Raw genomic sequence first — 24,129 nt, forward strand, 5'->3', positions numbered from 1 at the left:
TCAGACCAGCGGTTCGTCGGACAGGTAGGTGTAGCCGGTCAGGCCGGCCTCCAGCGCTTCCGACAGCTCCTGCGCACGTTCCGGCGACAGCTGCGCCTCGGCCACGCGCTGCGCGTAGGTCGCGCGCAGTTCGTCCAGGCGGTAACCCACGTAATCCAGCATCACGTCGGTGGTGTCGCCACGGCGCTGCTGGGTAATGGCGTAGCCATCGGCATCGGCCAGCACTTCCACCGCGTCGGTATCGCCGAACAGGTTGTGGATGTCGCCCAGGATTTCCTGGTAGGCGCCGACCATGAAGAAGCCGATGCGGTAGCTCTCGCCCGGCTTCATCTTGTGCAGCGGCAGCGAGCTGTCCAGGCTCTCGTTCTCGACATAGGTTTCCACCATGCCGTCCGAGTCGCAGGTCATGTCGGCGATGATGCCGCGGCGGTCCGGGGTTTCGTCCAGGCGCTCGATCGGCACGATCGGGAACACCTGGTCGATCGCCCACACGTCCGGGATCGATTCGAACACGCTGAAGTTGACGAAGTACTTGTCGACCAGGCGCTCGTTCAGTTCGTCCAGCACCGGGCGATGGCTCTTCTCGTCGTAGCTCAGGCGCGCACGCACGCCATGGGCGATGGCGTAGAACAGATCGTCGATGCGCGCACGCTGCGGCAGGTCGATCTGGCCCAGCGCGTAGCTGGCCAGGCCTTCGGCGTGGAAGTGCTGTGCTTCCTGGAACAGCTCCACCGCCGGGCGCACGTCCAGCTCGTCGTGGATCTCGCGCAGGTGGCGGATCGCGGCCGGCTCGTCGTCGTGCTGGTCCGGCACGCGGCCTTCCTGCGCCTCTTCCACTTCCGAGACGTTGGCGATCAGCACCGCGTGGTGCGCGGTCATCGCGCGGCCGCACTCGGTGACGATGCGCGGCGGAGTCAGGCCGAACTCTTCGCAGGCATTGGCCAGCGGCTGCACGATGTTGCTGGCGTAGGAATGCAGGCCGTAGTTGATCGAGCAGAAGCTGCGCGAACGGGTGCCTTCATAGTCCACGCCCAGGCCACCGCCCACATCGACGTGAGTGATCTTCGCGCCCAGGCGCGACAGCTCCACGAAGTAGCGGGTGGCTTCGCGCATGCCGTTGGCGATGTCGCGCACGTTGGAGATCTGCGAGCCCATGTGGAAGTGCAGCAGGTTCAGGCAGTCGGCGTACTCGGTGTCACGCAGCGACTTCCACAGGTCCAGCAGCTGGCGCGGCGACAGGCCGAACTTGGCCTTGTCGCCACCGCTGTTCTGCCACTTGCCGGCGCCCAGCGAGGCCAGGCGCATGCGCACGCCCAGGCCCGGCTTCACGTCCAGCGCCTTGGACTCTTCCAGCACCAGCTTCAGTTCGGAAGGCTTCTCGATGACGATGAAGGTCTGCAGGCCCAGCTTGCGGCCGATCAGGGCCAGGCGGATGTACTCGCGGTCCTTGTAACCGTTGCAGACGATCAGGCCACCCGGGCGCGACAGCGCCAGCACGGCCATCAGCTCGGGCTTGCTGCCCGCTTCCAGGCCAAAGCCTTCGCCGTGGTGGCTGGCCAGGGTGCCGGCCACGCCGCGGGTCTGGTTGACCTTGATCGGGTACACGGCGGTGTAGCCGCCGCTGTACTCCCAGTCCTGCTGGGCCTGGGCGAAGGCCGCCTGCAGCTTGCCCAGGCGCTGGCCGAGGATGTCCGGGAAGCGCACCAGCAACGGCAGCTTGGCGCCGGCCGCACGGGCCGCGTCGACCACCTTGGGCAGCGACACCACCGGGCCGTCCGCCCCGGTCGGTCTCACCACCATGTGCCCGGCCTGATCCACGTCGAAGTAACCGTCCGCCCAATGCGGGATCGAGTAGGTCTTGCGGGCTTGGTCGAGGGACCAATCGGTCATTTCAGTCGGCCTTGTTGGCAATAAAAGGGGGGGCATGATAACGCCTATATGCCCACAGGTTCGTTATCATGCGCGCCCGCGCCCGTGACAGGTTCCAACCTGAACGGGCCGATCCGTCCGGATGTGGCATCTGTGCCACGCGGCCCCGCCCGCCAGCCCGGCTCCACCCCTCCGAACAGGACTGTTTTCCAATGACTGACAGCAACAACTGGTACATCGAACACTTCGAGCGCACCGGCTCGGCCATCGGCTACCGCATCACCGGCAAGCTGGACGAGGTGCAGTCGCCGTTCCAGAAGATCGAGATCTTCCAGACCACCGACTGGGGCAACCTGATGACCATCGACGGGGCCATCATGCTGACCAGCAAGGACAACTTCTTCTACCACGAGATGATCAGCCACCCGGTGCTGTTCACCCACGCCGCGCCCAAGCGCGTGGTGATCATCGGTGGCGGCGACTGCGGCACCCTGCGCGAAGTGCTCAAGCACAAGGGCGTGGAGAGCGTGACCCAGTGCGATATCGACGAGCAGGTCACGGTGATGGCGCGCAAGCACTTCCCGGAACTGTGCGATTCCAACGACGACGCCCGCGCCGAGCTGCTGTTCGACGACGGCGTGGCCTACATGGCCAACTGCCCGGCCGGCAGCGTGGACGTGGTGATCGTGGACTCGACCGACCCGGTCGGCCCCGGCGAAGGCCTGTTCAACAAGGCCTTCTACGAGAGCTGCTTCAAGGCCCTGAAGGACGACGGCATCCTGGTGCAGCAGTCCGAGTCGCCGCTGATGCAGCTGGACCTGATCAACGAAATGCGCACCGAGATGGGCAAGGCCGGCTTCGGCTCGTTCAAGACCCTGCCGTTCCCGCAGCCGTGCTACCCCACCGGCTGGTGGAGCGTGACCATGGCGCGCAAGGGCGACAGCAGCTTCGACTTCCGCCAGGCCGACTCGGCCGCCAAGACCTTCAACACCCTGTACTACACCGCCGCGCTGCACACCGGCGTGCTGGTGACCCCGCCGTTCGTGCAGGCCGCACTGAAGGGTTGATCGGAAAGCGTGCCAACCAAGGTTGGCACCTACCGGGGTTGAGGCGTGCCGACCAACGGTCGGCACCCAACGATGCAAAAGAAAAACCCGCGCTGGCAACAGCGCGGGTTTTTTCATGTTCCGGTAGTGCCGGCCGCTGGCCGGCAACCGCATGTAACGATCAAAGCGCCCAGATACCCGCAATCACCGCCACCACCAGGCCCCACTTGATCAGCTGGTAGGCCACCACGCTGCGCTCGCGCAGTGCCTTGGCCTTCAGGCGCACCTTGTAGACGCTGCCGAACGCCTTGTTGACGCCACCGGTCGGGTCACCCGGCAGGTTCGGCGAGGCACCACCGGCCAGCAGCGTGGCCGCCACCGCGCGGTTGAACAGGCCCGGCAGGCCGAAGTGCAGCGGGCGGGCGATGTCACAGAACAGGATCACGCGATCATCGGGCGTCTCGTTATGCGCATGGTGGATGTAGGTCTCGTCGAACATCATCCACTCACCGTCGCGCCAGCTCTTCTTGATGCCGTCCACTTCGATGTAGCAGCCGTCGTTGTTCGGCGTGGCCAGGCCCAGGTGCAGGCGCAGCGAACCGGCGAACGGATCGCGGTGCGGGCGCAGCTCGCTGCCCGACGGCAGCTGCGCGAACATCGCCGCACGCACGTCCGGCAGCGACTCCAACAGCGCCGTGGTCTTCGGGCACATCGCCTTCGCCGACGGGTGCGACGGGCCGTACCACTTCAGGTAGAAGCGCTTCCAGCCACGGCGGAAGAACGAATTGAAGCCGGCGTCGTTGAACGTGCTGGACGCAGCGATCTTCTGTGCATCGCGCAGCGCCAGCGCCTCGTCGCGGATCATCTGCCAGTTCTGGCGCAGCGGCTCCAGCTGCGGGAATTCCTTGGCGGGGTCCAGGAACGGCGTGGTCGGCACCTTCGAGAACATGTACATGACCACGTTGATCGGGGCCATGAAACTGGAGTGGTCCAGCAGCTGGCGCGACCAGCGCGCGCGGACCTTGCCACGGAAGTGGATGTACAGCACGCAGGCGACGAACAGCGCTGCAATGACGATTTTGATGATCAAAACACTTTCCTCCAGCCGCAGCCGGAACGGGAATCAGGGCGATGCACGGCCGGACGGCCAGCACCGGTGGGGACCGCGGCAGGGGACGGGGACGTGCCAGGAAGGGGCGGCCGCCGATGTCGCGAATTAACAGCTTATGGTCGGCAGGCCGTGCGTCGGGGTCAAGCCGGACGTGCGTGACGTTCAGCGGGCCGCGGATGAACGAAGCGGAGCGAAACGCAACCTATTGATTCTGAAAGAACCACCGGCCAAGTGAGACAGAATTGTCCGATTGGGCGCGACGAACTGTTCCAGCCACGACCCCGACATTTCTCCGACAAATCGTGGAATAGCGAACTGGCGAGTACTAAAATTAACGAAAACTTAGTAACTCCCTGTAACACCGGTTCGCTTGACGCTTTGCGCCACCCACCGGGTCGTCCGAGACCCCGACATGTATCTTCCCGCTCTGCCCCCCTCCTCCTGCGGCGATGACGCCGCCACCCCGCTGCTGCTCAAGCGCGGCGAACGCTTCCTGGCCCCCGACGTCTACCGCACCTGCCTGGACGGGCGCGAGGCGGTCATCAAGGACTATTCCCGCTACCGCGGCACTCCCGTTTCGCTGATCGCCCGGCTGATGGTGCGCCGTGAGGCCCGCATGCTGCAGCGCCTCGGCGGCTGGAAGCATGCCCCCGCGCTGCTCGGCACCCTCGGTGGCCTGGCGCTGGGCATGGAGTTCATTCCCGGCCAGACCCTGAGCACCGCACAGGCCGTTGGCAATGAAGTATTCGAGCAGCTGCAGCACGCGCTCAGCCGCCTGCACGCCGCCGGCATCACCCACAACGACCTGCATGGCACCAACGTGGTGGTCAGCAGCGGCGTACCGGTGCTGCTGGACTTCACCTCGGCCTGGCGGGCCCCGCGTTGGCTGCGCCGCAACCCGCTGAGCCGGCAGATGCGCCGCAGCGACATGAAAAACCTGCTGAAGATCCGCCAGCGCGTAACCGGCCAGGCGCCGAGTGCCGCGCAGGCTGCACTGGTGGCCGACCCCGGCTGGGTCGCCGCCGTGCGCCAGGGCTGGAAGCGGTTCTACAAGTGGGCCAAGCGCCGGTAAATGCTTTGCTTTGGTAGGGGTCGAGCTTGCTCGACCGCTTTACCGCTCTTTGTAGAGTCGAGCCCATGCTCGGCTGCCGTTTCGTAGAGTCGAGCTTGCTCGACTGAAGCGCAGAGCAGTCGAGCAAGCTCGACTCTACAAAGAGCAAGCCGAGCATCGGCTCGGCTCTACAACATCCCGCCGAACGGGTTACAACGCGTCCGCGTCCAGCTCACCGGTACGAATACGCACCACGCTGCCCAGGTCGTACACGAACACCTTGCCGTCACCAATCTTGCCGGTGCCGGCGGCCTTCACGATGGCCTCAACCACCGCCTCAACCTGGTCATCGGTCACCGCCACTTCCAGCTTCACCTTCGGCAGGAAATCGACCACATACTCCGCGCCGCGGTACAGCTCGGTATGGCCCTTCTGGCGACCAAAGCCCTTCACTTCCGTCACCGTGATCCCGGTGACCCCACGCTCGGCCAGCGCTTCGCGCACGTCGTCGAGCTTGAACGGCTTGATCACCGCCATGACCATCTTCATCGTCTATCTCCTGTCTTCCGGCGTGGAGGATAGCGCCTGAACGCGGCCCGTGCGAAGCCGCCGCCGCCTGTCCGGGCGATGGGTGCCGGCAGTATCCTTGTGCCCGAATGGCCTGCCCGCGCCGGATGCACGGGCCCACCCCCACGGAGCACCCCATGATCGACCTGAACCACATCGATGACCTCGCCCGTCGCCTCAGCGACCTGGTGCCGCCGGGCCTGCGCGAATCGCGCGAGGAACTGCAGGCCACCTTCAAGAGCGCGCTGCAGGCCGGCCTGGCCAAGCTCGACCTGGTCACCCGCGAGGAGTTCGAAGTACAGCGCGCCGTGCTGCTGAAGACCCGCGAGAAGCTGGACGCGCTGGAAACCGCCGTGCGCGAACTGGAAGGGCGCGGCGCCGCAGAATGAAAAAAGGAGGCGCACCGCGCCTCCCACTACAGAGTATTTCCCGGATGCGGCCTTGCAGCAAGGCCCTCCGGGCGCCCTAGACTCGCCGGCCTGTCGATCCGGCAGGACACGCAGGGGCAGTGCCGATGGCGCAGGACACCGAATGGACACCCGTTTCGCATGACACCTGCGACCAGGTTGCCGGGCCGTTCTATCACGGCACCCGCGCTGATCTGGCGGTGGGCGAACTGCTGAGCGCGGGCTTCAGGTCCAACTATCGCGACAGTGTGGTGATGAACCACATCTACTTCACCACGATTGCCAAGGGCGCCGGGCTGGCTGCGGAGATGGCCCGCGGTGAAGGGCGGCCGCGTGTGTATGTGGTGGCGCCGACCGGGCCGTTCGAGGACGACCCGAACGTGACCAACAAGAAGTTTCCCGGGAACCCGACGCGGTCGTATCGGAGTGCGCAGCCGTTGCGGGTGGTTGGGGAGATTGTGGAGTGGGAAGCCTACGACGCGGAGTTCGTTCGGCAGTTGAAGGCGTTTGTTGCTTCGGGGAGTGGGGAGATCATCAATTGATGGCCTGCTGGCGTTGGGCGTCGCGCACCTCTTCATCGGCTTCATAGATATCCAGCCCGAGCTCAATGCCGCGCTCACCCAAAGCGAGCAGCGCGCTAGGCGAAAGCGAGACACCACCGTTGCTGCTACCCATGAAAAGACCGCAGAACAGATCAGGCCGGAAGCGTGCCAGAGACTGCCATACGGCGAGATCGCCCGTGAGCTGATCGAGGATCTCGAAGATCTGCGCTTCCAGATCTTCAGGCTCACGACGCTCCGCATCAAGTTGCCAGCTGCCAGTCCTGGCGATACGCACGGTGCCTGATTGGTTGCCTCTGAGTTCCTGGCCCTTGTGATGCGATGCGGTTGGAGTCGCCCCGAGCAAGGTACTTACTTCTTCGGGCAGGAGGTCGTCCCCGAAGAATCGGAGGGTCACCAGGGAATGATCGAATGCTGCCATCGGAATCCAGTTGTCCTTTCGGAATCACTTCCAATCCATACATCTCATCGACGTAAGGTCAGCTATCAGCCATGAGCGGACGTTGGCAATCGCCTGATACGCTGACGGTAACATTGCGCTACCTGTGTTCTAGCCGTTTCAGCCACGATTGATAGAGCTCAGCATCCAAAACCCTATCCTTGGCATTAGGAAAATCGGCTTCGAACTGCAATGCGACGTCGTACGCAACTTCCCGCGCCCTCACAACCTCGACGTGCCCGCTCCAGACTTCAGTCCAGCTGTCTATTGCAGCGAATAGCTCGTAACACCAATCAGCGATGGCCTGGTCTGTGAACGTCGCCTCCTCTCCGTCTCTGCCCTCGCGCAGGAGCTCTTCGAGGCTGATCACGGATAGCGGGAAGTCAGACAGGGGGACTTTGGTGGCTACCATATCTTCTCCGGTTGTCCGGTTCGGCTAGGAAAAAAGCGCTAGCACCCGCTGCTCTCGCCTGCCCAGTCCGCTGTTGGCCAGATGCCATTCTGTTGCTCAGACCTGCCGATGCCTATCCATCAACGTGCAGGCTGCATCTGCGGTGCCCTTGAACCCCGCCGCATCAGGTACAGCCCCACCAGGAACGGCCACAGCGAGTTGATCGATGAAAACACGCGCTGGGTCAGCCCCCTGAACCCCTCCGGATCCGCTCCCACCACGTTCAACCAGAGATAGACGATGCTCGCGATGCTCACCATAGCAGTCACGGCGTACGCCCTTCGGTTGGCAGACCACGCGCTCAATTCGATGTGCGACATCGCCGGTGCAATGATGTTTGCGATACCGATGGTGTAGAAGCCGTGCATCGGATGGCCCATGGGCCAGAGCCCGTTGGTCAGCATGGAAATGCCAAAGACCAACCAGCAGATTGCACCTACTGCAATCCGGCGACCGGACTCCCGCCATACCCCGATGGAGAACGCCACGAAGCCGACACCGGAGCCGATGGCGGCGATCCTGCCGCAGATGCTTGCAAGCGTTGGCGCCTGCAGCAGCTCGCTGGCGTGCTGCGCAAGCGGGTTGTAGCCCGGCGCGAACACGGCGGCAACGCTGGTCCAGAACAGGAACCACGGAAGCGGGATCAGACCCGCAAACAGCAGAAGTCGATTGCGGCGTAACACGTACAGTGATCCTTGTATTGGCCTGTGCCAGTGGGTTGAATCCGTTCAAACGCCGCAGATCCTTCCTGCTCCGCGCAGGACAGTTCCGGGTGACTACAGCAGTAGTCAGATTCTGCGTGACGTCCTACGGGGTCAATAGGCAGAAAGTCACTCACGCTTGGAGGCGAAGTACGCGGCACTCATCAGCGGCCGTCGCACCGGTTCCATCGTACGGGCGATCACACATTGCCATCGGACCAATGCTGTCGCATTTGCCGCGCCCTGCTTCTCTGGCGGAAGGTTCTGACGACTCCGTTCCAGAAGTGCCGCTCCGCCTAGCACGCCAAGGCTCTCGCCGCTTCCGGTGCTATGCGACAATGCCAAAAGCGTCTCGGGTTTTGGCGGCATTGACCCCAACCCGTTGGCATTCCGAACAACAGCAGGTAATCGTTACTGCGCCACCGTGCATCGGTGGTCGGGACTCGAAAGCCCGTTTTGTTGGGAAGTAGTTTGCGCTTGCCAGCCGGCACCACCGCGCGTGGTGCCGGCTGGCAATCCGTCTGCCGGCTATGGCGGGCGGGGCGTGGGGGTCTTGTACCCGCCGGTTCCCAACATCCGGTTTTCGAGCCACGCTCTGCCCGCCACCTTTATCGGTGGCGGCTTCTGCCTGCATGCACGGAGCCTGCCATGACCACACCGCACTCCCCGCCCCCGCGCCCCATCCAGGAAGCGCGCTCGAACGCTCCGGCCCCGGACCCCAACAGCCTCATCGCCATCCTGCACGCCATCGGCGCGGGCGCTGCGGCCGACGGCCAGCCCTGGCCTGAGCGGCACCATCTACGCAGCCGGCAGATGGCGTTGTCCGATGCCGACTGCGCCCTCACCGGCCAGCGCATCGTGCAGGAGATCCTGCTGGCCGCCGAGCGCACGCGCCAGAACGGCGAGTCCGAACAGTACGTGGGCGATCGGGTGATGGAGGGGCTGGTGATGGCCGATCTCGCGCTGACCGCCTTCATCCACGAGCGGATGCGACCAAAGGACTGAGCGCGCTTATGGCGCGGACCTTTCTGCCTGTGTGCGGGGTCAAGTGTGGGCCTACCAGAAGCTGCGGCCGGCCGATTACCACCTGCTGCACAGTGATGCGCTCGGCTTCGTTACCGCGAAGGCCCACGAGGGCTTTGAACTGCACGCGCGCCATGCCGGGGCAACGTCCGTCGAGATCCGGTGCAAGGGCGTGCTGGTGATGGACGTGGAGAATGCGCCCTCGCGCGTGCTGATCCGGATGTCCGCAGATGCACTTACGCGGGCGCCGGATATCGAACGCCTGCGTCTCAGTTTCGAGCGATGGTGGGACTACCACCAGAGCCAGGTCGGGTTGCTGGTGGAGAGTGCAGGAACCTCGTGGATCGAAGCGCTGTTTCGACGCTTCAATGAGTACGTGCCTGATGAGCAGCGTTGTTTGTTGAGGACCGCGGGCCGCCCTTGGTCGTAATCCCTCTAGCCGCTTCGCCAGCGACTCACAACGTCAGCCCGCGGAGTGCCCGTCGCGCCATCGAGCGTTCTCTGTCTACCCTCCGCAGATCATCAAATTGGGCTCCGTCGCATTAAACGAATTGCGACGCCGTCATCGATCAGATTCGCTTCCGGCCAGAGGCTGACCTCTCCGGGTACTCGACGAACCCGGCACCACACGTAGCAATCCTACCGTCCTGTGATCCTGGCCTGATGCTCGAGCATCAGGGGCAGCGCCGACATCATGGGCGGTCCGTACTAACGGAAACGGAGCCGTCCTCCCTCAGCCGGACGCTTACATAAACATTTGGCGGAGGTATCTGATTGATCGAAGCCCCCGCGGGAAGGATCTCCCAACTGGTGACCGAGCCGCAGACTGTTTTATGAGTCAACCTGCGACTATCCAACGCCCGTCTGGAAAGCTCGGCAACAACCACTTCTGGTGGGTGGCGATCAAAGCCCTTGTCGGCAGTGCAGGTCTTTCCACTCTGACCCATGGGATACGTTGAACTCTCCACCTCGTCCCTGCACCCCAGCAGACCCAGGATGAGCGAGAGGAGGGTTAGTATCCGAATGCATCGCATTGCCGGTTACTCCTTTCTTCCACTGCCCTGTTATACGCCTTGTCTATCGCAACTCCTCCGAGTCGCCATCGCGTAGCCGTAAGGAACGGTGCTTTGGCGCGAGCACTGGCCGGATGACAGACCCGTCCGGGTCAGGCGCTGCGCAGGATCGCCACCGGGGCTTCTTTGGCTGCTCGTCGGGCCGGAACAAATGCTGCGGCCTGGCCCAACAGAAGCACGGTCAGTACGCCAATGGCGAGAAATGGCGTCTCGATCCTGGCCACCTCGTAGTACCGGGCCACGGCCATGTTCAGGCCGATGGCCAGTACGGTGCCGACAACAGACCCGGTGGCGGTGAGAATCAGGTTCTCCACCAGGAAGTACCGGAGGATGTCGGATTTCCGGGCACCCAATGCGCGCCGGATACCGATCTGACGATACCGCTTGCGAACCCAGAAGCTGGCCAGTCCGTACACGCCCGTAGCCGTTACCACCAACAGCGCCAACCCGGAGCTCAGGAACATTATCGCCATGGTCTGATCGTGGCGGAAGTAGTCGGCGCGCAGTTCCCGGAACGAGGTGCTGCGGGCGATGGTGCGGTTTGCGTCGCGCTGCGACAAGGCCGCCTCACTGGACGCAATCACATCCGCCACCCGCCCATCCGCGGCACGGATGGCGAACATCACGCGAGGCCCGTCCGGAATCAGCGGCAGGATGAGTGACATGTCATTGTCTGCATCGGTCTTCAGAACAGGCCGGGAAAGCGACTTGACGATGCCGACCACCTGGATGGGATGCTGCGCATCGGCATACAGGAACTTGCCGACTGCGCCGCCTTCCGGAAACAGCTTGTCTGCCAGTGCCTGCGAGACAACGGCCTCGCTTGCCTTGTAGAGCCCGGCGTAGTCGGCGCTGGCCTCCATCGGCACGAATGCTCCCGCAGACAGGTCACGGCCGGCAACAAGGGTCAGGCCCAGCACCTTGGCGGCAGGCGACGATGCCGTATAGACAGTCGGTTCGGCCTCTACGATGCCGGAAATGTCATTGCCTTTAAGCGGCTTGTTGGTGAACCCGGCCGACCAATTGTGCTGGGCAAGCGGAAGTGACTCTGCTGCGATTACCTGTTCGACGCCTGGTTGCTGGCGGATGGCCTCCAGGTCGGTCCTGATCGAGGCTGCAGGGTTGGCTGCTGCAGGCCCCAGGTATTCGGTCTCGATGACGCCCAGGTTCGCCTCTTCCAGGCCCGTCTTGTAGGTGAGGGTTCCCAGCCGCTCGGACAGCAGAAACGCAAGGTTCGTCACGCACGCCGTGGCAACCAGCACCTGCACCAGGAGAATGGACGCGATGAAGCGGTTGCGGGTGAGCGCGCGGACGATAAGGGGGGCTTCTGCAATGCTCATTCTGACGCCTTGATCTGCATGGCCAGACGGCCTGAGGTAGCGCGCAGCGCAGGGAAGAACGCAGCGATGACACTGGAGACACACGCCAGGCCCACGGTGAGAGCGGCCATGCTCAGATCCATGTTGGCCAGCGAGGCGTAGTCTTCCGGCTGCATCCGCACAAGGTAGAGGCCGGCCTCTGCAACGATCAGCCCTACCGCGCCGCCCAGGCCGCCGATGATCAGTGCTTCGGTGCAGAGCTGATAGATGACGTCCTGCCGGCGCGCACCCAGCGCCCGACGGATCGATATCTCATGGGAACGGCGGATGAAGCGGGCGAAGATCAGGGTACTCATGTTCAGCAGGCAAACGATCAGGAAGCCCAGGCACAGCGCCAACTGCAGCTTCACCTCGTTGGGGATGATGCGATGCTCGACCAGGAAGTCCTTCAGGGACACCATCCGCGGTGCAGTTGTCCTGTCAAACCTTCCCGCCTGGTGCTGTGCACGTGCGTAGTTGCCCAGGAAGCGCTCGTACTGCTCGACACTGGCCGCGTCAGGCAACTCCGCCCAGAACTGGATCCACGACGTGCGAGCGTCCTGCAGGCGATTGGGGGATTTGTCACCACTCCATGAAAAGACGCTGTTGGACACCGTCATCTGCATCTCTGCCGCGACACCTAACGGTATGAAGAAGTCTTCGCGCCCCTTGAACACGTCCTGCTGAAGGTCCGTATAGAACCGTGGGCGCGGGCTCCACGGACCGGCAACACCCACCACCGTGAATGCCTGGCCACCCAGCCGAACAGTCGTACCCACCAGGCCTTCACCGCCCAAATGAGCAGCCAGATCCTGACCCAGCACGACAACCCGGGCGTGGGCAGCATCATCTTCACGCGTCCAGGCCCTGCCCTGCACCACTGGGATGCCGAACATGGCAAACGCATCCGCAGTGACATACTGCCCTTGCGTGAAGAATGGAATCTGCACGCTGCGCTGCGCATCCACCAATAGACGAGCAGATGCCAGCGCGGCCTGATGGGAGGCCGGGGCCTGCCGCAGCAGGTTCTGGGCATCTACCCAGGTAAGGGCCACCCGCGGGTCCATGCCAGGCCTGACGTCGTAGGAGGTGGGGAGTGCGTCGATGAAGGGGTGATAGAGATGCTCGCTTCGCCCCGGCAGTGGATCCCACGTCATTGTCCGCACGACGGTCAACATCGTCATGCTCGCGCCAATGCCCAACCCCAGCGCCAGGATCAGCGCGGCGCTCATTCCCTTGGTTTCCAGAAGCCTTGTGCGGGCAAGCGCAAAGTAATGGCCTAACATATACGTCTCTCTAATGCAGGAATGTGGCCGCAGTCGGAATCACGTCCACCGGTTCAATCGAGATCCACGCTGTGCTGTTCTGCGCCCTGTCGCGGGCTTCCAGCAGATGCATCAGGCGGAAGCGCGAGCGCTGGACGATCCGAAGGATCGCTTCGATGCCCTTCTCGCTTCGATCCTTGATGAACGCCCTGGGTATCTTGTTCTGATTCAGGGCGTCCACAACGGCTTCCAGGGTCAGGTAACCAAGCCGCTGGGTAGAGGCACTGTCGATGAAGATCGAGGCGCTTTCCGCCATGCGCGGCAGAAACGCCGCTAGCAAGGCCTGGATGCTGTCCTGGGAGTGATTGAAGTCGGAGAAGACCATGTCTATTCCGCCGTCAAAGGCGGGGGCCCGGGCAATATCGGCAAAGCCGATTTCCTGCCAGTTGGGGACAACGTGATTCTCGACCCCAGCCCACTGGAATACGTGCTTCAGGAAAGCGGGATAGTCCTGTGCCTTTTCCCGCAGCAGATCGGCAAACGGCCCCTGCAGGCCCTCCACAAACCTGATGCCTGGCTCGCTGGAGAAGTGCGAGCCATTGTCGTAGGTGTGAATGACACCGCCACCGTTCTCCCGCAGCGCACCGGCCATCCAGGCCGCAGTGACGCCAAACCCGGTACCCAGTTCAACCACGATGCGTGGGCGCATCCGCTTGACCAAGCTATACAGCAGTACGCACAGATCCTCGCTTCCGTAGACCCAGCCCATGGACTCGCGCAGCGAGCTCAGCTTTTCAAGCAGCATTCACACCTCCGGCGTTGCCGGCACGCAACCACGCATCCAACGCATCCTGCACAGCCGCATCGGCCGCGACGGAACGAAGGTAAGGCGAGAATGCATGGAAGGTTACCGCCTCATCCGTCACGTACAGGAGCATCTCTCCCGCTTCGGATCGGAAGGCGTGTGCGGCCGCTCGCGTTAGTTGCTCGCACACACCACCATCGACCTCAACGCTTTCACGGGGAAAGTGGATTCCGTTGTAGTCCCGCCCAAGGAACCACGCAACCACGGGGACGCCCTTCGGCCTGGAAACGTGGAACTGGTGTCTGCGGCGCTCTTCATCATCAAGCTGCCGTTCCTGCCGCCAGTCAAAAAGTGACCATACCGACTTCTGCATGGGGTCTTCGATGCGGGACAGGTCTGGTTCTTCGTAGCCAAAACTGTAGGCGAAGTCAGGCGTGTTCGCGCCTGGAAGAGCGCGTTCGAGTTCAAACCACTGCACGTTCAATGGAGCCAGGCACCGGGACACACCGCGCGTGCCCGTGTCGTGACAGAGGCTCACCCCCAGCGCCAGAAGCGGCTGCAGGCGGATATGGAACCAGCGGGCGTCCACTCCGCGCTCGGCCAGAAACTGTTCGATCTGCGTTCCTGCCAGTGAGAAGACCCGATTCACCACATTGGCTCCGCGGAACAGACGCTCGAGATGCGCACCTGGGCTCAAGCGGAGTACTTCGGGCCAGGGTTGGCCCTCCATTACCGGGATCAGTTCATCAATGTGCATGGCAGGGACACCTGTAGCCATGGCCCGCAGGGCGACCGGGTCAAGGTGATCCGCATGGATGACGACCGTTCTGCTCATTGCTGCCACTCCCCATAGCGATACTGCCGCTTCATTTCGGCCTGCATTCGATCGATCATCTGCCCAACCTCACTATTGATGGCGTCCTTGGTCATCAACCGACCACTGAGATCCTGCTCGATCAGGAAGCCGGCAGCGCAGACGGCCAGCCTGCGTTGGACGTGGCGCTTGGCGGTGTCACCCAGGTCCGGCGAGACTTCAAGATGACGTTTCAGCAAGCGGTGGCACACGTAGTAGACGAAGACAGCGTGGATGTAGGAGGAGTTGGGAATGGGATTCCCGGACCAGGGAGATACGACACGATGCTGGTAGTCATTGGCAACGAAGAATCCGTTCGCCAGCTCCCATGCGGCCAGATAGTTGTGGGTGCTTTCATGCATGATGCTCTCCATGCATGCCTCAACCAGAAGTTCAGGGTTATGCGTGTTCAGCAGTCGAATGGAACCCGGCTGCCTCGGCACATGCTCCGAGCCGTAGCGGCCGGCTTCATCGGAGGTGACGTCTGCCGACTTGCGTACGGTGATCCGCCGGACGAAGTTGCGGATGAGAAGGCCGTACATGGGTTCTGCACTATCGATCGCCGCCAGTGCGTCTGACAGCTTTCGCGAGATATGCTCGCGCTCCGCATCGGTCAGCGGCAGGCACGGTTGGCTCAGCACTCCAGAGCGTGGCTCATGATGCCGCGCCGGTGGGCTCTCAAGATCCAACGCGATACAGTCACCCAGCTTCGGCAACTGCCGAAGGGTCCACACGCCCGTGGCATCCTTCTCCGCAACGCAGTCTCCAACCGGACTGTAGAGCTGCCACTGCCGCGCCTCCCTCAGGTACCTGCCTGTCCGTCCCTGTGCCAGTTCGGCGATCGACTTCTCCCGAGCGATGATGTCGTGCAGCGCGCCAAGCGCGCGGGCCTGTTCCTCCGCCCTCTCCTGCTCGTCGGCTCCCGCCTCCAGCCTACCCTTCCGTGCGGACTCCAGGCACAGATACTGCTCACAGAACTCGGAACTGAGCAGTACGCGGGCTTGGTGATCGGCACCGATTGACTGGTACATCTGGTGCATGACACGAGCCATGGCCCCGTACTGCTGGTCGGTAAGCACTTCCTGAAGTCGCGCTCTCATCCTGCGGAGTCTTGACCAGAGGATGCCCTCGACGACCGACTCCATGCTTTCTGTTGCATCTGCGATTTCCATCAGGCAGATCGGGTTTTCTACATCTGGCGGTTGGGCCTGGGCCATCGAACTCATTCTCCTACTCCATGTGGTGATCGCCGTCCTCGCCACTTGCTCCTGGCCGCTCTTATCCACCCTTCAAATCCACTTTGAGGTCGAAGACAAGAAGCCACCTCCGGCCTCCATAGGCTCTTCATGACAGTGATTCACGTGCAAGGGGCGGAGAGATCCCCGCCCCTCTCTCTTCAGACGTCGAATCGGGAATCCGCGGCAATGCGCGAAGCAAATGCCATCTGCTTGCTCGCCGTGTCATGATGGTGATGGGATCCGAATGAATCGGAGTGATGGTGCCCATCTGCGAGAAGCGCGGATTTTTCGTCTCTGAACTCACTGATGCTCAGAGACTGCATATCCGCCTGGATGGACGTCGACGCCGCAATGTCATTGGCGAAATCTCCGTTCGATGCAGCAGCAGAAGCCGAACCTGCTGCCGCGACACCCGCAATGATCAGCGTGAGGGACGAGAGAGTCTTTCCAGCAGTGCGTTGGGTCATTTTTCTTTACTCCATGTAATGGTGGGCATTTGATCTTCTGAGCTGCGAACGTGATCAGCGTTGTGGCTCAACTTGATTCAACGGCCCGCCGGCATCCAGCTGCAACCTCGCTGCTGTGCCGCGCACAGCTTCCGCCGCGCGCGGGCGGTTGCGCCCCAGCTTTCACTACGTGCAGAGGGCAACCATCACCAATCGAGTGCTTGAATTTGCGCTTGCGTGCTGGCCCCGAAAGGACGTCACTGTCGCTAACGTCTTGGCCAAAGATAGGGAGGACGCGGCGTTCATCCCGTATCGCCACGTGTCAGAAGCAGCGTCCTCAGCGCATTCAAGAAGATATTCGTGCGAGAACCGACATATGTAGAACTGCTACAGAATTGACGATCTGTATTGGCGCTCACACACTTCCCCGCACGCCCTGTGCAAGGGAGCATAGGAAGGGGAGTATTCATGGAGTTCCGCACTGATTCACTGTCCGCCCGGATCCGCGTTGCGCGTATCAGCAACGGGCTATCTCAAACCGATCTCGCCAAAGCCCTGAACGTAAACCGGGCGACGGTGGGCCACTGGGAACGCGAACTAGGCTTCGTGCCGTCTATCGACCATCTGCATGCGTTGAGCAGGGTCACGTGCGTGAGCGTATCTTGGCTGATTACGGGGAACACCATCGCCGATGGTGGGAAGCCTGAAGGTATGCGCCTGCAGATGGAAGCCCACATGTTGACGGCATCGCGCAACCTTCCGATCTCCCTCCTCGACAACATTGTTGAGTTGATGAGGTCTGCCGAACGACATATCTGACGTCGTCCCGACGACTGAACCACACGTAGTGGCTGGCCGGACAAATCCTATATACACCGCCGGAGTACTCCGATGGTGATCGGCGCACCGCCGCCGCACCATCAAGCGCCCGTCTGCAGGAAACCACACATGAGCCTGGCGCTGGTCCACAGCCGTGCCCGCGCCGGGGTCGATGCCCCACTGGTGCGGGTGGAAGTGCATCTCTCTGGCGGCCTGCCTGCCACCCAGATTGTCGGCCTGGCCGAGACCAGCGTGCGCGAATCACGCGAGCGCGTGCGAGCCGCCCTGCTCTGTGCACGCTTCGACTTCCCGCAGCGGCGCATCACTTTGAACCTCGCGCCTGCCGACCTGCCCAAGGAAGGCGGCCGCTACGACCTGGCCATCGCGCTGGGCATTCTGGCGGCCAGCGGCCAGGTCGATCCGCAGTCGCTGCTGCAGTACGAGTTCCTGGGCGAGCTTGGCCTGACCGGTGAACTGCGGCCGGTGGCCGGAGCGCTGCCAGCAGCGATTGCGGCGGCCGAAGCCGGGCGCATTCTGGTGGTACCACCCGGGAATGCGGCAGAAGCAGCTCTGGCCGAGCACGCTGATGTGCGAGTGGCGCGCACGCTGCTGGAATGCTGCGCTGGGTTGGGGAACCCACGCCTGCTGCCGCCCGTAGAGCGCGTGGACACGACGCCGTTACCGCTGCCCGATCTGGCCGACGTGCGCGGGCAGGCGCATGCGCGGCGTGCATTGGAGGTCGCCGCTGCGGGTGGGCACCATCTATTCCAATTGCACGGCATTACACCCCACTGGGAACTGGGATTCCCATGTCGTTCGACACAACCTGAGTTGCGGCTCTAGATATAAGACGTGCACTTCAAGATTTGGATGAATGCCCAGTCCGCCATAGAGCGGTAACGGTGCCAAATCGTCACAATCGGGAGCAATGGGGCTACTGATTTGGAGAAGTGTTGCCCTAATAAATTGAGCCAATGACTATCAAAACAACACATAGACCTTCAACGACACCGAGACACTACAAAGAATTCCTACATGACCTATGCATGAGAGGCATCCCGGCTCAGCTAGTGACCATCACCTTAGCCAGGACGTACACCGACACAGAGGCGCTTCGGACCTTTAGCTTCTTCTGCAAGTTGGTCCAAGCGAAGCTCAGGCTGGGCAATGAAGTTCGAGGTATTGGCTTCGTAGAGCGAACGTGGAAGAACGTACGCTTCGAGTCACAACTTCACCTGCATTGCGTACTGTGGGACGACTGCAGCTGGTCAGAAACGCCTGATGACCGACTCCGTTCGGTAGTGCACGACGCCTCCATGAAGTTGAAAGACTCGCACGGCAGGCAAATGAGCTGCCCGGAGAACACAGACGTCCAACGCATCGATGATGCGCGTGCCGTTGTCGACTACGTTACTAAGGACATTGACCACTGGCTCCCGGAAAGGCGCTCAATCGCATTCGAGGTTACAGCTAAGGGATTGCGCCTAGAAGCCCAGCTCAATGGAGCAGCTCAGCAGTTCACCTAACTAGAAGACTGTTCGCTATTTGGTTGAGGGCCGCTTCAGCCTGAGATTCTTCCGCGTCCTTCAGAAGACTTTCATACACAGCGCTCACATAACGACGCCCTCTCAGCTCCTTCGCAACCTTCGCAAGCCCCTTTGCTATAAGCTGCTTCGAGCCGAATGGTATGCCACCGCGTTTCGATATCTCGTCATTGATGCGGCTTTCGAGAGCCAACATATCGTGGCCGCTGAAGTTCAACTCCAAAGCGACCAAGCCGGCGAGAACTCTTCGCAAACCATCCCAACCAACTTTGGTCTTTGTCAGCTTGAACCCCCAATCCCACATCTGCTCGATAGCCGACGAGTAAACCTTGTGAGCGCCGGCCCGACCCGCAACGGCCGCAACCCGCGTCAGATGCTCAAGATGGCCATGCGCCTCAGCCGTGAATGCGCCTTCTTCATCTTCCGGGAGCCAGGTCAACACGGCTAACGTACTGTTCGCCATATCGAGCAAAGCGGCTTCAACCCCGGGTGCTTGCGCCCGACGGGACAACCTGAGCAGCAGTACTGTTAGCTCAATCGGCCAGCTCAACAGGTCGAAGCATAGAGATGATTTCATTCTGAGAGCGACGAGCATTAGGTCCCTCATAGGATGACGCGCAGCATCAACCCACTCGAGTAGTCGAGTAACGGAAGGTAGAGCAAAGTTCCCGACGTCCGCCTCTTCAAGCTCCATCATCTGCTCGATTCGCGGAAGCAATGACTCCGAGTTCGTCACCGAAAAATAGCCGCCGAGGTGGGCTCTATGGATGCCCTCAAGAGAAGTTGCTTCTGGAGCCTTCAGCATTACCACTGTTGCCACTTCTACAGCAACCTGGTGGATTCTCTCGAACTCAATGACCATCTGCTGGCTCGTCATGAGGCCGAGCATCACGGAGTCTCGGAGCGCCTCTTCCACTACCATTGCCACCGGGAGCATTTCACGACTATTTGCGGCTACCGTCCCCAACCTTCCCAGCGCCTGTACTGCAGTGTGGAAATCTACAGTCAAACCACTTTTCAAGTTCGCACGCGCCACAAGCCCAACGAGTCGTCCGCCCTCCATCGTCACATCCGGCATCTTATGGCTAGCGGATTCATGGACGAGTGCGTATAGATATTGGGCAACGAGCGCGGCGTGACTCTTAGTGTCATAGGAGCGCGCGTACTCAATCTCCATGTACACAAGAAACAAGCTTTGGAGCGCTCTGTAAATGAACGTCGCCTGACGTTCATCCCGCTTCGCGAGTGCGGCCAGCCCGGCACGGCGCAAATCTTCCAGCGTTGCAATCTGGAAGGGCTCTCGACTCTCCGTCAACTCTGCTAGAAAGCCATTTTCAATGAACGTCCTACCCCTTGCTCGGACGTAAGCCCGGTGTGACCTGCCCGGTTTCTCCGAGACATTGATATCTAGGAAGATGGCTCCAATCGGAAGATGAGCCCATGAAGAAGAGTCGATTCTCAGAAGAGCAAATGGTGACGATCCTGCGCGAGGCAGATCGCACGACGGTGGCGGAGGCCGCCAAGAAACACAAGGTCAGCGACGCCACGATCTACGCTTGGCGCAAGCACTTCGGGCAGATGCAAGCAGCCGATGTCAAACGCCTCAAGGCCTTGGAGCTTGAGAACAGCCGTTTGAAGAAGCTGCTGGCCGAGCGCGATCTTGACATTGAGATCCTCAAGGAGATCAACGCAAAAAAATGGTGAGCCCGCTGGCGCGGCGCGAGCAACTGGACTTCGTGCGTGCACGGGGCCTGAGTCTGCGCCGCGCCTGCGGGCTGATCGGAATGTCCCGGGCCACGCCGAGCTATCAGTTGCGCCTGCCGGCCAGGGATGCGCCGGTGCTCGCTGCGATGCGGGAGCTCTCGGCGCAGTACCCAAGATACGGCTACCGCCGCATCCGCATCTTCTTGCGCCGCAAGGGCTTCGAGCTGAGTTGGTCGCGTACGCATCGCTTGTGGCGCCGGGCGGGACTGCTGGTGCCCCGAAAGCGTCCACGCAAGCGCATCGCCTCGGTACGCCCGCGCATTCATACGCCCTTCAAGGCCAACATGGTCTGGGCCTATGACTTCGTCTTCGACACCACGGCCAGTGGTCAACAGATCAAGTGCCTGACCGTCGTGGACGAATACACCCGAGAGTGCCTTGCCATCGACGTGGCCGGGGCCATTCGCTCCAGGCGCGTGATCGAAGTGCTGTCGCGGCTGGTGAGCCTGCACGGCGCGCCGCTGTTCATGCGTTCGGACAACGGGCCGGAGTTCGTCAGCCACGCCATTCTGGAGTGGATCGCCCACTCGGGCATCGCCACCGTGCTCAACGACCCCGGCAAGCCGTGGCAGAACGGCACAGACGAAAGCTTCAACGGCAAGTTGCGCGACGAATGCCTGTCCATCGAGTGGTTCCGCTCGCGCCGCGAGGCCGCCGTGCTGATCGAAGCCTGGCGCGTTCACTACAACGAGGTGCGACCCCATAGCAGCCTGCAATACTTGACTCCGACGGAGTTCAAGCAGCAACCCCGTCACAACCTGCAACCCGCTGTCTTCTAGTTAAAACTGTCTCGATTAAACCGAGCAGGTCAGGTGGACGTCCACCGTTGCAGCAAGAATGGGTCCAAAAGAATCGTGGTCACCTTGCTCAGCCAATTTGGCCCCGTAGGGCACCAGCTGGCCTAGTATGGATTGTGCCTCCCCTTCCCATCCAGGATTCGTCGCAAAGAATGCCCGACGCGATACATCGAATTGAAGCGAAGGACTCGTCCCCGCATTCGTCAGCATTCTATCCGCCACCGTTCCCCATCTCGCCAAGCTCTTCCTTGCCTTGCCCCCAGCAACCCGCGCTTGCACGGAGGGGTTGATTAGGTTAAGCGCCCTTTCGTAGGCAAGTACGAATGTCAGAACTATGGTGATGACCGCCCAAGCCGCACAGAAAAGCTGCCAAACGGCTAGCTCTGGGCTAGCAATAAGCGGGGAGGCGGCTATCGCAATCGCAAGCGCCATTGTGCCGAGAAAGGCACCTAGCAGAGTTACGTCCGAACTGAAGAGACGGAAAAGCTCGGTTGGCATTCTCGCCACATTTGTCTGCGTTGCGAATTGAACGAGAGTGAAGACGATAGCTGTAGCGCCGACCATCGCGCAGCCAACGCCTACCAGGAGATTTGTAAGCGTTGCATAGCCTTCCTTCGATGACAGCCGCTCAAGTAGCTCTGCATCGTAGGCATACACGAGTAGAGCAGATGCAAGAAAGGCAAGCGCCAGCACAAAGAGCCTTGCCAAGGTCTTTCGTCGCCTCAGCCGAGCGGCCCAACGGATACGGTGTTTTGTCAGTAGCACCGAGACGTGGTTTCTCACCGCTTCGAGCTTCCCCATCCGCCAAGCATCCCCTAGTACGTGTCTCTCTTTGTATACCTCATGGGACTACTGAAGACGCGTTCCAAAACTAATCCCAAAATGATATTCTCACAATCTCTAAGGAGTTATGGGATGAGATGCATGGAAATCGTTGGCTACGCCCGCGTTAGCTCGGCAGGACAGTCCTTGGAGGTGCAGCTGGATAAACTTTCGAGGGCGGGATGCACCAGGGTCTATCAAGAGAAGCGCTCAGGACGTCAAGCCGAGAACCGACCGGCACTTCAAGAGGCTCTCGACTACGTTCGTGATGGCGACGTCTTAGTCATTTCTCGCCTAGACCGTATCGCACGCTCCGTGCTGGACCTCGCCAAAATTGCTGACCGCCTGAAGCGCAAGAATGTCAGCCTCCGTGTCCTGGACCAAGGCTTAGACACAACTTCCCCAGAGGGCAAGCTGATGTTCAACCTCTTGGGTGCGTTCGCAGAGTTTGAAGCCGACATCCGCGCGGAGCGCCAGCGTGATGGCATCGCCCTGGCTCAGAAGAACGGAACCAAGTTCGGGCGCAAGAAGGCGCTTACTGATGCCCAAGAGGAACGGATTAGAAAGATGCGACTGGAAGAAAGATTCAGCATTGACCAGCTTGCTGAGAGATTTGCAATTAGCCGCAGCAGCGTCTATCGGGCTCTACAAGCGCCTCGAGAACTGAAGAGCTAGTTCCTCTTCGTCCATCCCGGAACGGTGGTTGACCACGCTCTGAATTCGCTGCTCACAGCGTAGATATCCTGAAAGAACTCGGATATGACTCGGAGCGACTCAATCATGTGATGCGTTAGAAGCGACATGGCTTGGTTTTCCCCACCTGCATTCGACACAAGCTGGACTAGTGAAAGTTCACTAGCTCTGTTCGACTCAGAGTGAAAGAAGTCGTCATTGAACCATGCGCGCACCACGGCCGAAGTGTTCAATGTCGTTCCATCAACCGTCATTGACATTCGGCCTTCGAAAGCACTGTGCTCCCATCGCAGGCGATGCTGCCTCAAGCAAGGCCGCAAGTCTTCCTTCGCCCCCAGCGAGCGCAGCGAGAGAAGTTTGGTGAAGCAGAGGGGGTCCTTCTCAAGGAAGAAGGGTCGCATCTCCATGGCTAGCACCTTTACGTCAGAGTGCCTAGGCATCTTTGACGCCAATAGCTGTCCATTGCTAAAAGCAAGGCCAATGTCACCGATAGCCTGACGCGCCTCGATAGAGCGCGTAAAGCGCAGGAAAGCACGCATCAGCCGTTTGAAGTCATCATCAGTCAGGTTGAGCTGACAGTTCACGGGCGCTACCAAGCGGGGGTGAAGCGGCAGCGCCTCTGCCGTCAGAGTTCTTACGTAGTTGCCATGCTCATCAAGGCAACGAATCTGAATCTTCATCCGAACCCCCCAGGCAGACGGTCATGGCTTTCCAGTGCGACCTGCCTTCAAATCCGCAGCTAGTTTGCGCTGCTCGGATGGTGACAGGGTCGCAGCAAGAAGAATGATGTCGCCTAGCGCTTCGGTTTCAGCAAGAAGGTAAGCAAGTGGCACCCCAAGTTCTTTTGCCAGCCTACCAGCGGTCGCGAAATCTGGCTCAGACGTTCCCAACTCGTACCTCGCCACCCTGCTGGACACCACATCCTCCGCCAACCCAATCCTTCGCCCAAGCTCTCGCTGGGAGATGCCCATAGCCAAGCGCGCATCCTTCAAGCGCTTGGTGAACAGACTGCGAAGTTTAGGGAGCGCCATAAGCCGAGACGGAGCCATCCTGTAGCGACCTACAGGATGGCCATCTCGAGCACCGTCGTATGCTACATTATCTGTAGCATCATGCTCAGCTAAGCATTCTTTGTTCTTGCGAGAACGGAGTACTGATAAGCCACCTAAACCATTGCAGGACAATGCTTTCAGGGTTTTTTGCACTTGCTAAGGTGCATGTGTTTTAAGCAGCCAGAGCTACAGTGGTAGAGAAGAGATATCGCTCGAGGCGAGGCACTTCGCTCCGGCCATGTAAGGGTCCGGAATGGCGAACGGCCGGAAGTCTCACCGTCTTTTTCCCCAGTCAAGCCATCAACAAGGAAGCCCTCCAACAATGAATTCATCCCTCAATCGTTTGGCAGCTGGTCGACCAGTGCGCGTGTCACT

24 protein-coding genes and 2 pseudogenes are annotated in these 24,129 nt (G+C 61.0%); 10 read left to right on the plus strand and 16 right to left on the minus strand.

Going from position 1 to position 24,129, the window contains the following annotated elements; genetic code table 11:
• Positions 1-1,890 carry an arginine decarboxylase gene (gene speA, locus ACZK5G_RS20870; protein ID WP_005411370.1) on the minus strand — a complete coding sequence of 630 codons (1,890 nt, stop codon included), beginning with the start codon at positions 1,888-1,890 and terminating at the stop codon, positions 1-3.
• Between the two features lie 191 nt (positions 1,891-2,081).
• Between speA and speE the strand changes: the two genes are divergently transcribed.
• The gene (speE, locus tag ACZK5G_RS20875; RefSeq protein ID WP_008268330.1) at positions 2,082-2,936 is read left to right on the plus strand and encodes a polyamine aminopropyltransferase; all 855 of its coding nucleotides are present in this window, start codon (positions 2,082-2,084) and stop codon (positions 2,934-2,936) included.
• Between the two features lie 160 nt (positions 2,937-3,096).
• Here the strand turns inward: speE and ACZK5G_RS20880 are convergent, their stop codons facing one another.
• Positions 3,097-4,002, minus strand: a complete 906-nt coding sequence (locus tag ACZK5G_RS20880) for an aspartyl/asparaginyl beta-hydroxylase domain-containing protein (protein ID WP_040009311.1) — start codon at positions 4,000-4,002, stop codon at positions 3,097-3,099.
• A 436-nt stretch (positions 4,003-4,438) separates the two neighbouring features.
• Between ACZK5G_RS20880 and ACZK5G_RS20885 the strand changes: the two genes are divergently transcribed.
• Positions 4,439-5,098, plus strand: a complete 660-nt coding sequence (locus ACZK5G_RS20885) for an RIO1 family regulatory kinase/ATPase domain-containing protein (protein ID WP_032127129.1) — start codon at positions 4,439-4,441, stop codon at positions 5,096-5,098.
• 189 nt (positions 5,099-5,287) lie between these two features.
• On the opposite strand, the gene ACZK5G_RS20890 is transcribed toward ACZK5G_RS20885, so the two are convergent.
• Complete coding sequence (locus ACZK5G_RS20890) at positions 5,288-5,626, minus strand: P-II family nitrogen regulator (RefSeq protein ID WP_005411374.1); 339 nt, start codon at positions 5,624-5,626, stop codon at positions 5,288-5,290.
• Positions 5,627-5,781: 155 nt separating this feature from the next.
• Between ACZK5G_RS20890 and ubiK the strand changes: the two genes are divergently transcribed.
• A complete protein-coding gene (gene ubiK / locus ACZK5G_RS20895) occupies positions 5,782-6,033 on the plus strand; it encodes a ubiquinone biosynthesis accessory factor UbiK (protein WP_049456468.1) in 252 nt (83 codons plus the stop codon).
• Positions 6,034-6,158: 125 nt separating this feature from the next.
• Complete coding sequence (arr, locus tag ACZK5G_RS20900; protein WP_478464651.1) at positions 6,159-6,593, plus strand: NAD(+)--rifampin ADP-ribosyltransferase; 435 nt, start codon at positions 6,159-6,161, stop codon at positions 6,591-6,593.
• Here arr and ACZK5G_RS20905 read toward each other — a convergent pair.
• From ACZK5G_RS20905 to ACZK5G_RS20915, 3 genes are all read right to left on the minus strand, one after another.
• Entirely contained in the window at positions 6,586-7,032 is a 447-nt protein-coding gene (locus ACZK5G_RS20905) for a DUF4279 domain-containing protein (protein WP_478464652.1), read from the minus strand. The genes arr and ACZK5G_RS20905 overlap by 8 nt on opposite strands.
• Before the next feature lie 118 nt (positions 7,033-7,150).
• Positions 7,151-7,462 carry a hypothetical protein gene (locus ACZK5G_RS20910; protein WP_478464654.1) on the minus strand — a complete coding sequence of 104 codons (312 nt, stop codon included), beginning with the start codon at positions 7,460-7,462 and terminating at the stop codon, positions 7,151-7,153.
• 119 nt (positions 7,463-7,581) lie between these two features.
• Positions 7,582-8,184 carry a DUF998 domain-containing protein gene (locus ACZK5G_RS20915; RefSeq protein ID WP_478464656.1) on the minus strand — a complete coding sequence of 201 codons (603 nt, stop codon included), beginning with the start codon at positions 8,182-8,184 and terminating at the stop codon, positions 7,582-7,584.
• A gap of 666 nt (positions 8,185-8,850) precedes the next feature.
• On the opposite strand from ACZK5G_RS20915, the gene ACZK5G_RS20920 reads away from it, so the two are divergent.
• Together ACZK5G_RS20920 and ACZK5G_RS20925 are read left to right on the plus strand one after the other, a co-directional pair.
• On the plus strand, positions 8,851-9,207 hold the full coding sequence (locus ACZK5G_RS20920; RefSeq protein ID WP_478464657.1) for a hypothetical protein: 357 nt from the start codon (positions 8,851-8,853) through the stop codon (positions 9,205-9,207).
• A 40-nt stretch (positions 9,208-9,247) separates the two neighbouring features.
• A pseudogene (locus ACZK5G_RS20925) lies at positions 9,248-9,655 on the plus strand (cold-shock protein); the annotation flags it as partial.
• A 735-nt stretch (positions 9,656-10,390) separates the two neighbouring features.
• Here ACZK5G_RS20925 and ACZK5G_RS20930 read toward each other — a convergent pair.
• The 6 genes from ACZK5G_RS20930 to ACZK5G_RS20955 all read right to left on the minus strand — a co-directional run bounded on the left by ACZK5G_RS20930 (position 10,391) and on the right by ACZK5G_RS20955 (position 16,284).
• Entirely contained in the window at positions 10,391-11,638 is a 1,248-nt protein-coding gene (locus tag ACZK5G_RS20930; RefSeq protein WP_478464659.1) for an ABC transporter permease, read from the minus strand.
• Positions 11,635-12,888: an ABC transporter permease gene (locus ACZK5G_RS20935; RefSeq protein WP_478464661.1), complete on the minus strand. Its 1,254-nt coding sequence runs from the start codon at positions 12,886-12,888 to the stop codon at positions 11,635-11,637. Before ACZK5G_RS20935 ends, ACZK5G_RS20930 begins: the two co-directional genes overlap by 4 nt.
• Before the next feature lie 64 nt (positions 12,889-12,952).
• A complete protein-coding gene (locus ACZK5G_RS20940) occupies positions 12,953-13,726 on the minus strand; it encodes a class I SAM-dependent methyltransferase (RefSeq protein WP_478464663.1) in 774 nt (257 codons plus the stop codon).
• Positions 13,716-14,561 (minus strand): hypothetical protein, encoded by an 846-nt coding sequence (locus ACZK5G_RS20945; RefSeq protein WP_049400812.1) that lies wholly within the window; start codon positions 14,559-14,561, stop codon positions 13,716-13,718. Before ACZK5G_RS20945 ends, ACZK5G_RS20940 begins: the two co-directional genes overlap by 11 nt.
• The gene (locus tag ACZK5G_RS20950; protein WP_478464665.1) at positions 14,558-15,805 is read right to left on the minus strand and encodes a hypothetical protein; all 1,248 of its coding nucleotides are present in this window, start codon (positions 15,803-15,805) and stop codon (positions 14,558-14,560) included. Before ACZK5G_RS20950 ends, ACZK5G_RS20945 begins: the two co-directional genes overlap by 4 nt.
• A gap of 170 nt (positions 15,806-15,975) precedes the next feature.
• Positions 15,976-16,284, minus strand: a complete 309-nt coding sequence (locus ACZK5G_RS20955; protein ID WP_154353487.1) for a hypothetical protein — start codon at positions 16,282-16,284, stop codon at positions 15,976-15,978.
• A 447-nt stretch (positions 16,285-16,731) separates the two neighbouring features.
• Between ACZK5G_RS20955 and ACZK5G_RS20960 the strand changes: the two genes are divergently transcribed.
• Together ACZK5G_RS20960 and ACZK5G_RS20965 are read left to right on the plus strand one after the other, a co-directional pair.
• Positions 16,732-17,082, plus strand: a complete 351-nt coding sequence (locus ACZK5G_RS20960) for a helix-turn-helix domain-containing protein (protein ID WP_049400816.1) — start codon at positions 16,732-16,734, stop codon at positions 17,080-17,082.
• Between the two features lie 129 nt (positions 17,083-17,211).
• Positions 17,212-17,847, plus strand: a pseudogene (locus ACZK5G_RS20965) (magnesium chelatase domain-containing protein); the annotation flags it as partial.
• Between the two features lie 753 nt (positions 17,848-18,600).
• Here ACZK5G_RS20965 and ACZK5G_RS20970 read toward each other — a convergent pair.
• A complete protein-coding gene (locus ACZK5G_RS20970; RefSeq protein ID WP_478464667.1) occupies positions 18,601-19,941 on the minus strand; it encodes a hypothetical protein in 1,341 nt (446 codons plus the stop codon).
• A gap of 125 nt (positions 19,942-20,066) precedes the next feature.
• On the opposite strand from ACZK5G_RS20970, the gene ACZK5G_RS20975 reads away from it, so the two are divergent.
• A protein-coding gene (locus ACZK5G_RS20975) for an IS3 family transposase (RefSeq protein WP_181859227.1) occupies positions 20,067-21,169 on the plus strand; the annotation gives its coding sequence in 2 pieces (ribosomal slippage) (positions 20,067-20,325 and positions 20,325-21,169; 1,104 coding nt in all).
• Between the two features lie 15 nt (positions 21,170-21,184).
• Here ACZK5G_RS20975 and ACZK5G_RS20980 read toward each other — a convergent pair.
• Positions 21,185-21,988, minus strand: coding sequence for a hypothetical protein (locus tag ACZK5G_RS20980; protein WP_478464668.1), 804 nt, complete (start codon positions 21,986-21,988; stop codon positions 21,185-21,187).
• A 123-nt stretch (positions 21,989-22,111) separates the two neighbouring features.
• Here ACZK5G_RS20980 and ACZK5G_RS20985 point away from each other — a divergent pair, with 123 nt between their 5' ends.
• Entirely contained in the window at positions 22,112-22,684 is a 573-nt protein-coding gene (locus ACZK5G_RS20985; protein ID WP_099603863.1) for a recombinase family protein, read from the plus strand.
• Here ACZK5G_RS20985 and ACZK5G_RS20990 read toward each other — a convergent pair.
• Positions 22,681-23,382, minus strand: a complete 702-nt coding sequence (locus ACZK5G_RS20990) for a hypothetical protein (protein WP_099603860.1) — start codon at positions 23,380-23,382, stop codon at positions 22,681-22,683. The two genes, ACZK5G_RS20985 and ACZK5G_RS20990, sit on opposite strands and share 4 nt — an antisense overlap.
• Positions 23,383-23,403: 21 nt before the next feature.
• Entirely contained in the window at positions 23,404-23,751 is a 348-nt protein-coding gene (locus ACZK5G_RS20995; RefSeq protein ID WP_345779093.1) for a helix-turn-helix domain-containing protein, read from the minus strand.
• Between the last annotated feature and the right edge of the window lie 378 nt (positions 23,752-24,129).

It is taken from the genome of Stenotrophomonas sp. 62841_Sma, assembly GCF_056482945.1.

Coding starts and splice junctions, on each gene's coding strand:
- ACZK5G_RS20935 (WP_478464661.1), bottom strand. CDS start 12,888: ATGAGCGCCGCGCTGATCCTGGCGCTGGGGTTGGGCATTGGCGCGAGC.
- ACZK5G_RS20930 (WP_478464659.1), bottom strand. CDS start 11,638: ATGAGCATTGCAGAAGCCCCCCTTATCGTCCGCGCGCTCACCCGCAAC.
- ACZK5G_RS20890 (WP_005411374.1), bottom strand. CDS start 5,626: ATGAAGATGGTCATGGCGGTGATCAAGCCGTTCAAGCTCGACGACGTG.
- ACZK5G_RS20960 (WP_049400816.1), top strand. CDS start 16,732: ATGGAGTTCCGCACTGATTCACTGTCCGCCCGGATCCGCGTTGCGCGT.
- ACZK5G_RS20985 (WP_099603863.1), top strand. CDS start 22,112: ATGGAAATCGTTGGCTACGCCCGCGTTAGCTCGGCAGGACAGTCCTTG.
- ACZK5G_RS20980 (WP_478464668.1), bottom strand. CDS start 21,988: ATGGGGAAGCTCGAAGCGGTGAGAAACCACGTCTCGGTGCTACTGACA.
- speE (WP_008268330.1), top strand. CDS start 2,082: ATGACTGACAGCAACAACTGGTACATCGAACACTTCGAGCGCACCGGC.
- ACZK5G_RS20945 (WP_049400812.1), bottom strand. CDS start 14,561: ATGAGCAGAACGGTCGTCATCCATGCGGATCACCTTGACCCGGTCGCC.
- ACZK5G_RS20950 (WP_478464665.1), bottom strand. CDS start 15,805: ATGAGTTCGATGGCCCAGGCCCAACCGCCAGATGTAGAAAACCCGATC.
- ACZK5G_RS20955 (WP_154353487.1), bottom strand. CDS start 16,284: ATGACCCAACGCACTGCTGGAAAGACTCTCTCGTCCCTCACGCTGATC.
- arr (WP_478464651.1), top strand. CDS start 6,159: ATGGCGCAGGACACCGAATGGACACCCGTTTCGCATGACACCTGCGAC.
- ACZK5G_RS20885 (WP_032127129.1), top strand. CDS start 4,439: ATGTATCTTCCCGCTCTGCCCCCCTCCTCCTGCGGCGATGACGCCGCC.
- ACZK5G_RS20940 (WP_478464663.1), bottom strand. CDS start 13,726: ATGCTGCTTGAAAAGCTGAGCTCGCTGCGCGAGTCCATGGGCTGGGTC.
- ubiK (WP_049456468.1), top strand. CDS start 5,782: ATGATCGACCTGAACCACATCGATGACCTCGCCCGTCGCCTCAGCGAC.
- ACZK5G_RS20910 (WP_478464654.1), bottom strand. CDS start 7,462: ATGGTAGCCACCAAAGTCCCCCTGTCTGACTTCCCGCTATCCGTGATC.
- speA (WP_005411370.1), bottom strand. CDS start 1,890: ATGACCGATTGGTCCCTCGACCAAGCCCGCAAGACCTACTCGATCCCG.
- ACZK5G_RS20905 (WP_478464652.1), bottom strand. CDS start 7,032: ATGGCAGCATTCGATCATTCCCTGGTGACCCTCCGATTCTTCGGGGAC.
- ACZK5G_RS20920 (WP_478464657.1), top strand. CDS start 8,851: ATGACCACACCGCACTCCCCGCCCCCGCGCCCCATCCAGGAAGCGCGC.
- ACZK5G_RS20995 (WP_345779093.1), bottom strand. CDS start 23,751: ATGGCTCCGTCTCGGCTTATGGCGCTCCCTAAACTTCGCAGTCTGTTC.
- ACZK5G_RS20990 (WP_099603860.1), bottom strand. CDS start 23,382: ATGAAGATTCAGATTCGTTGCCTTGATGAGCATGGCAACTACGTAAGA.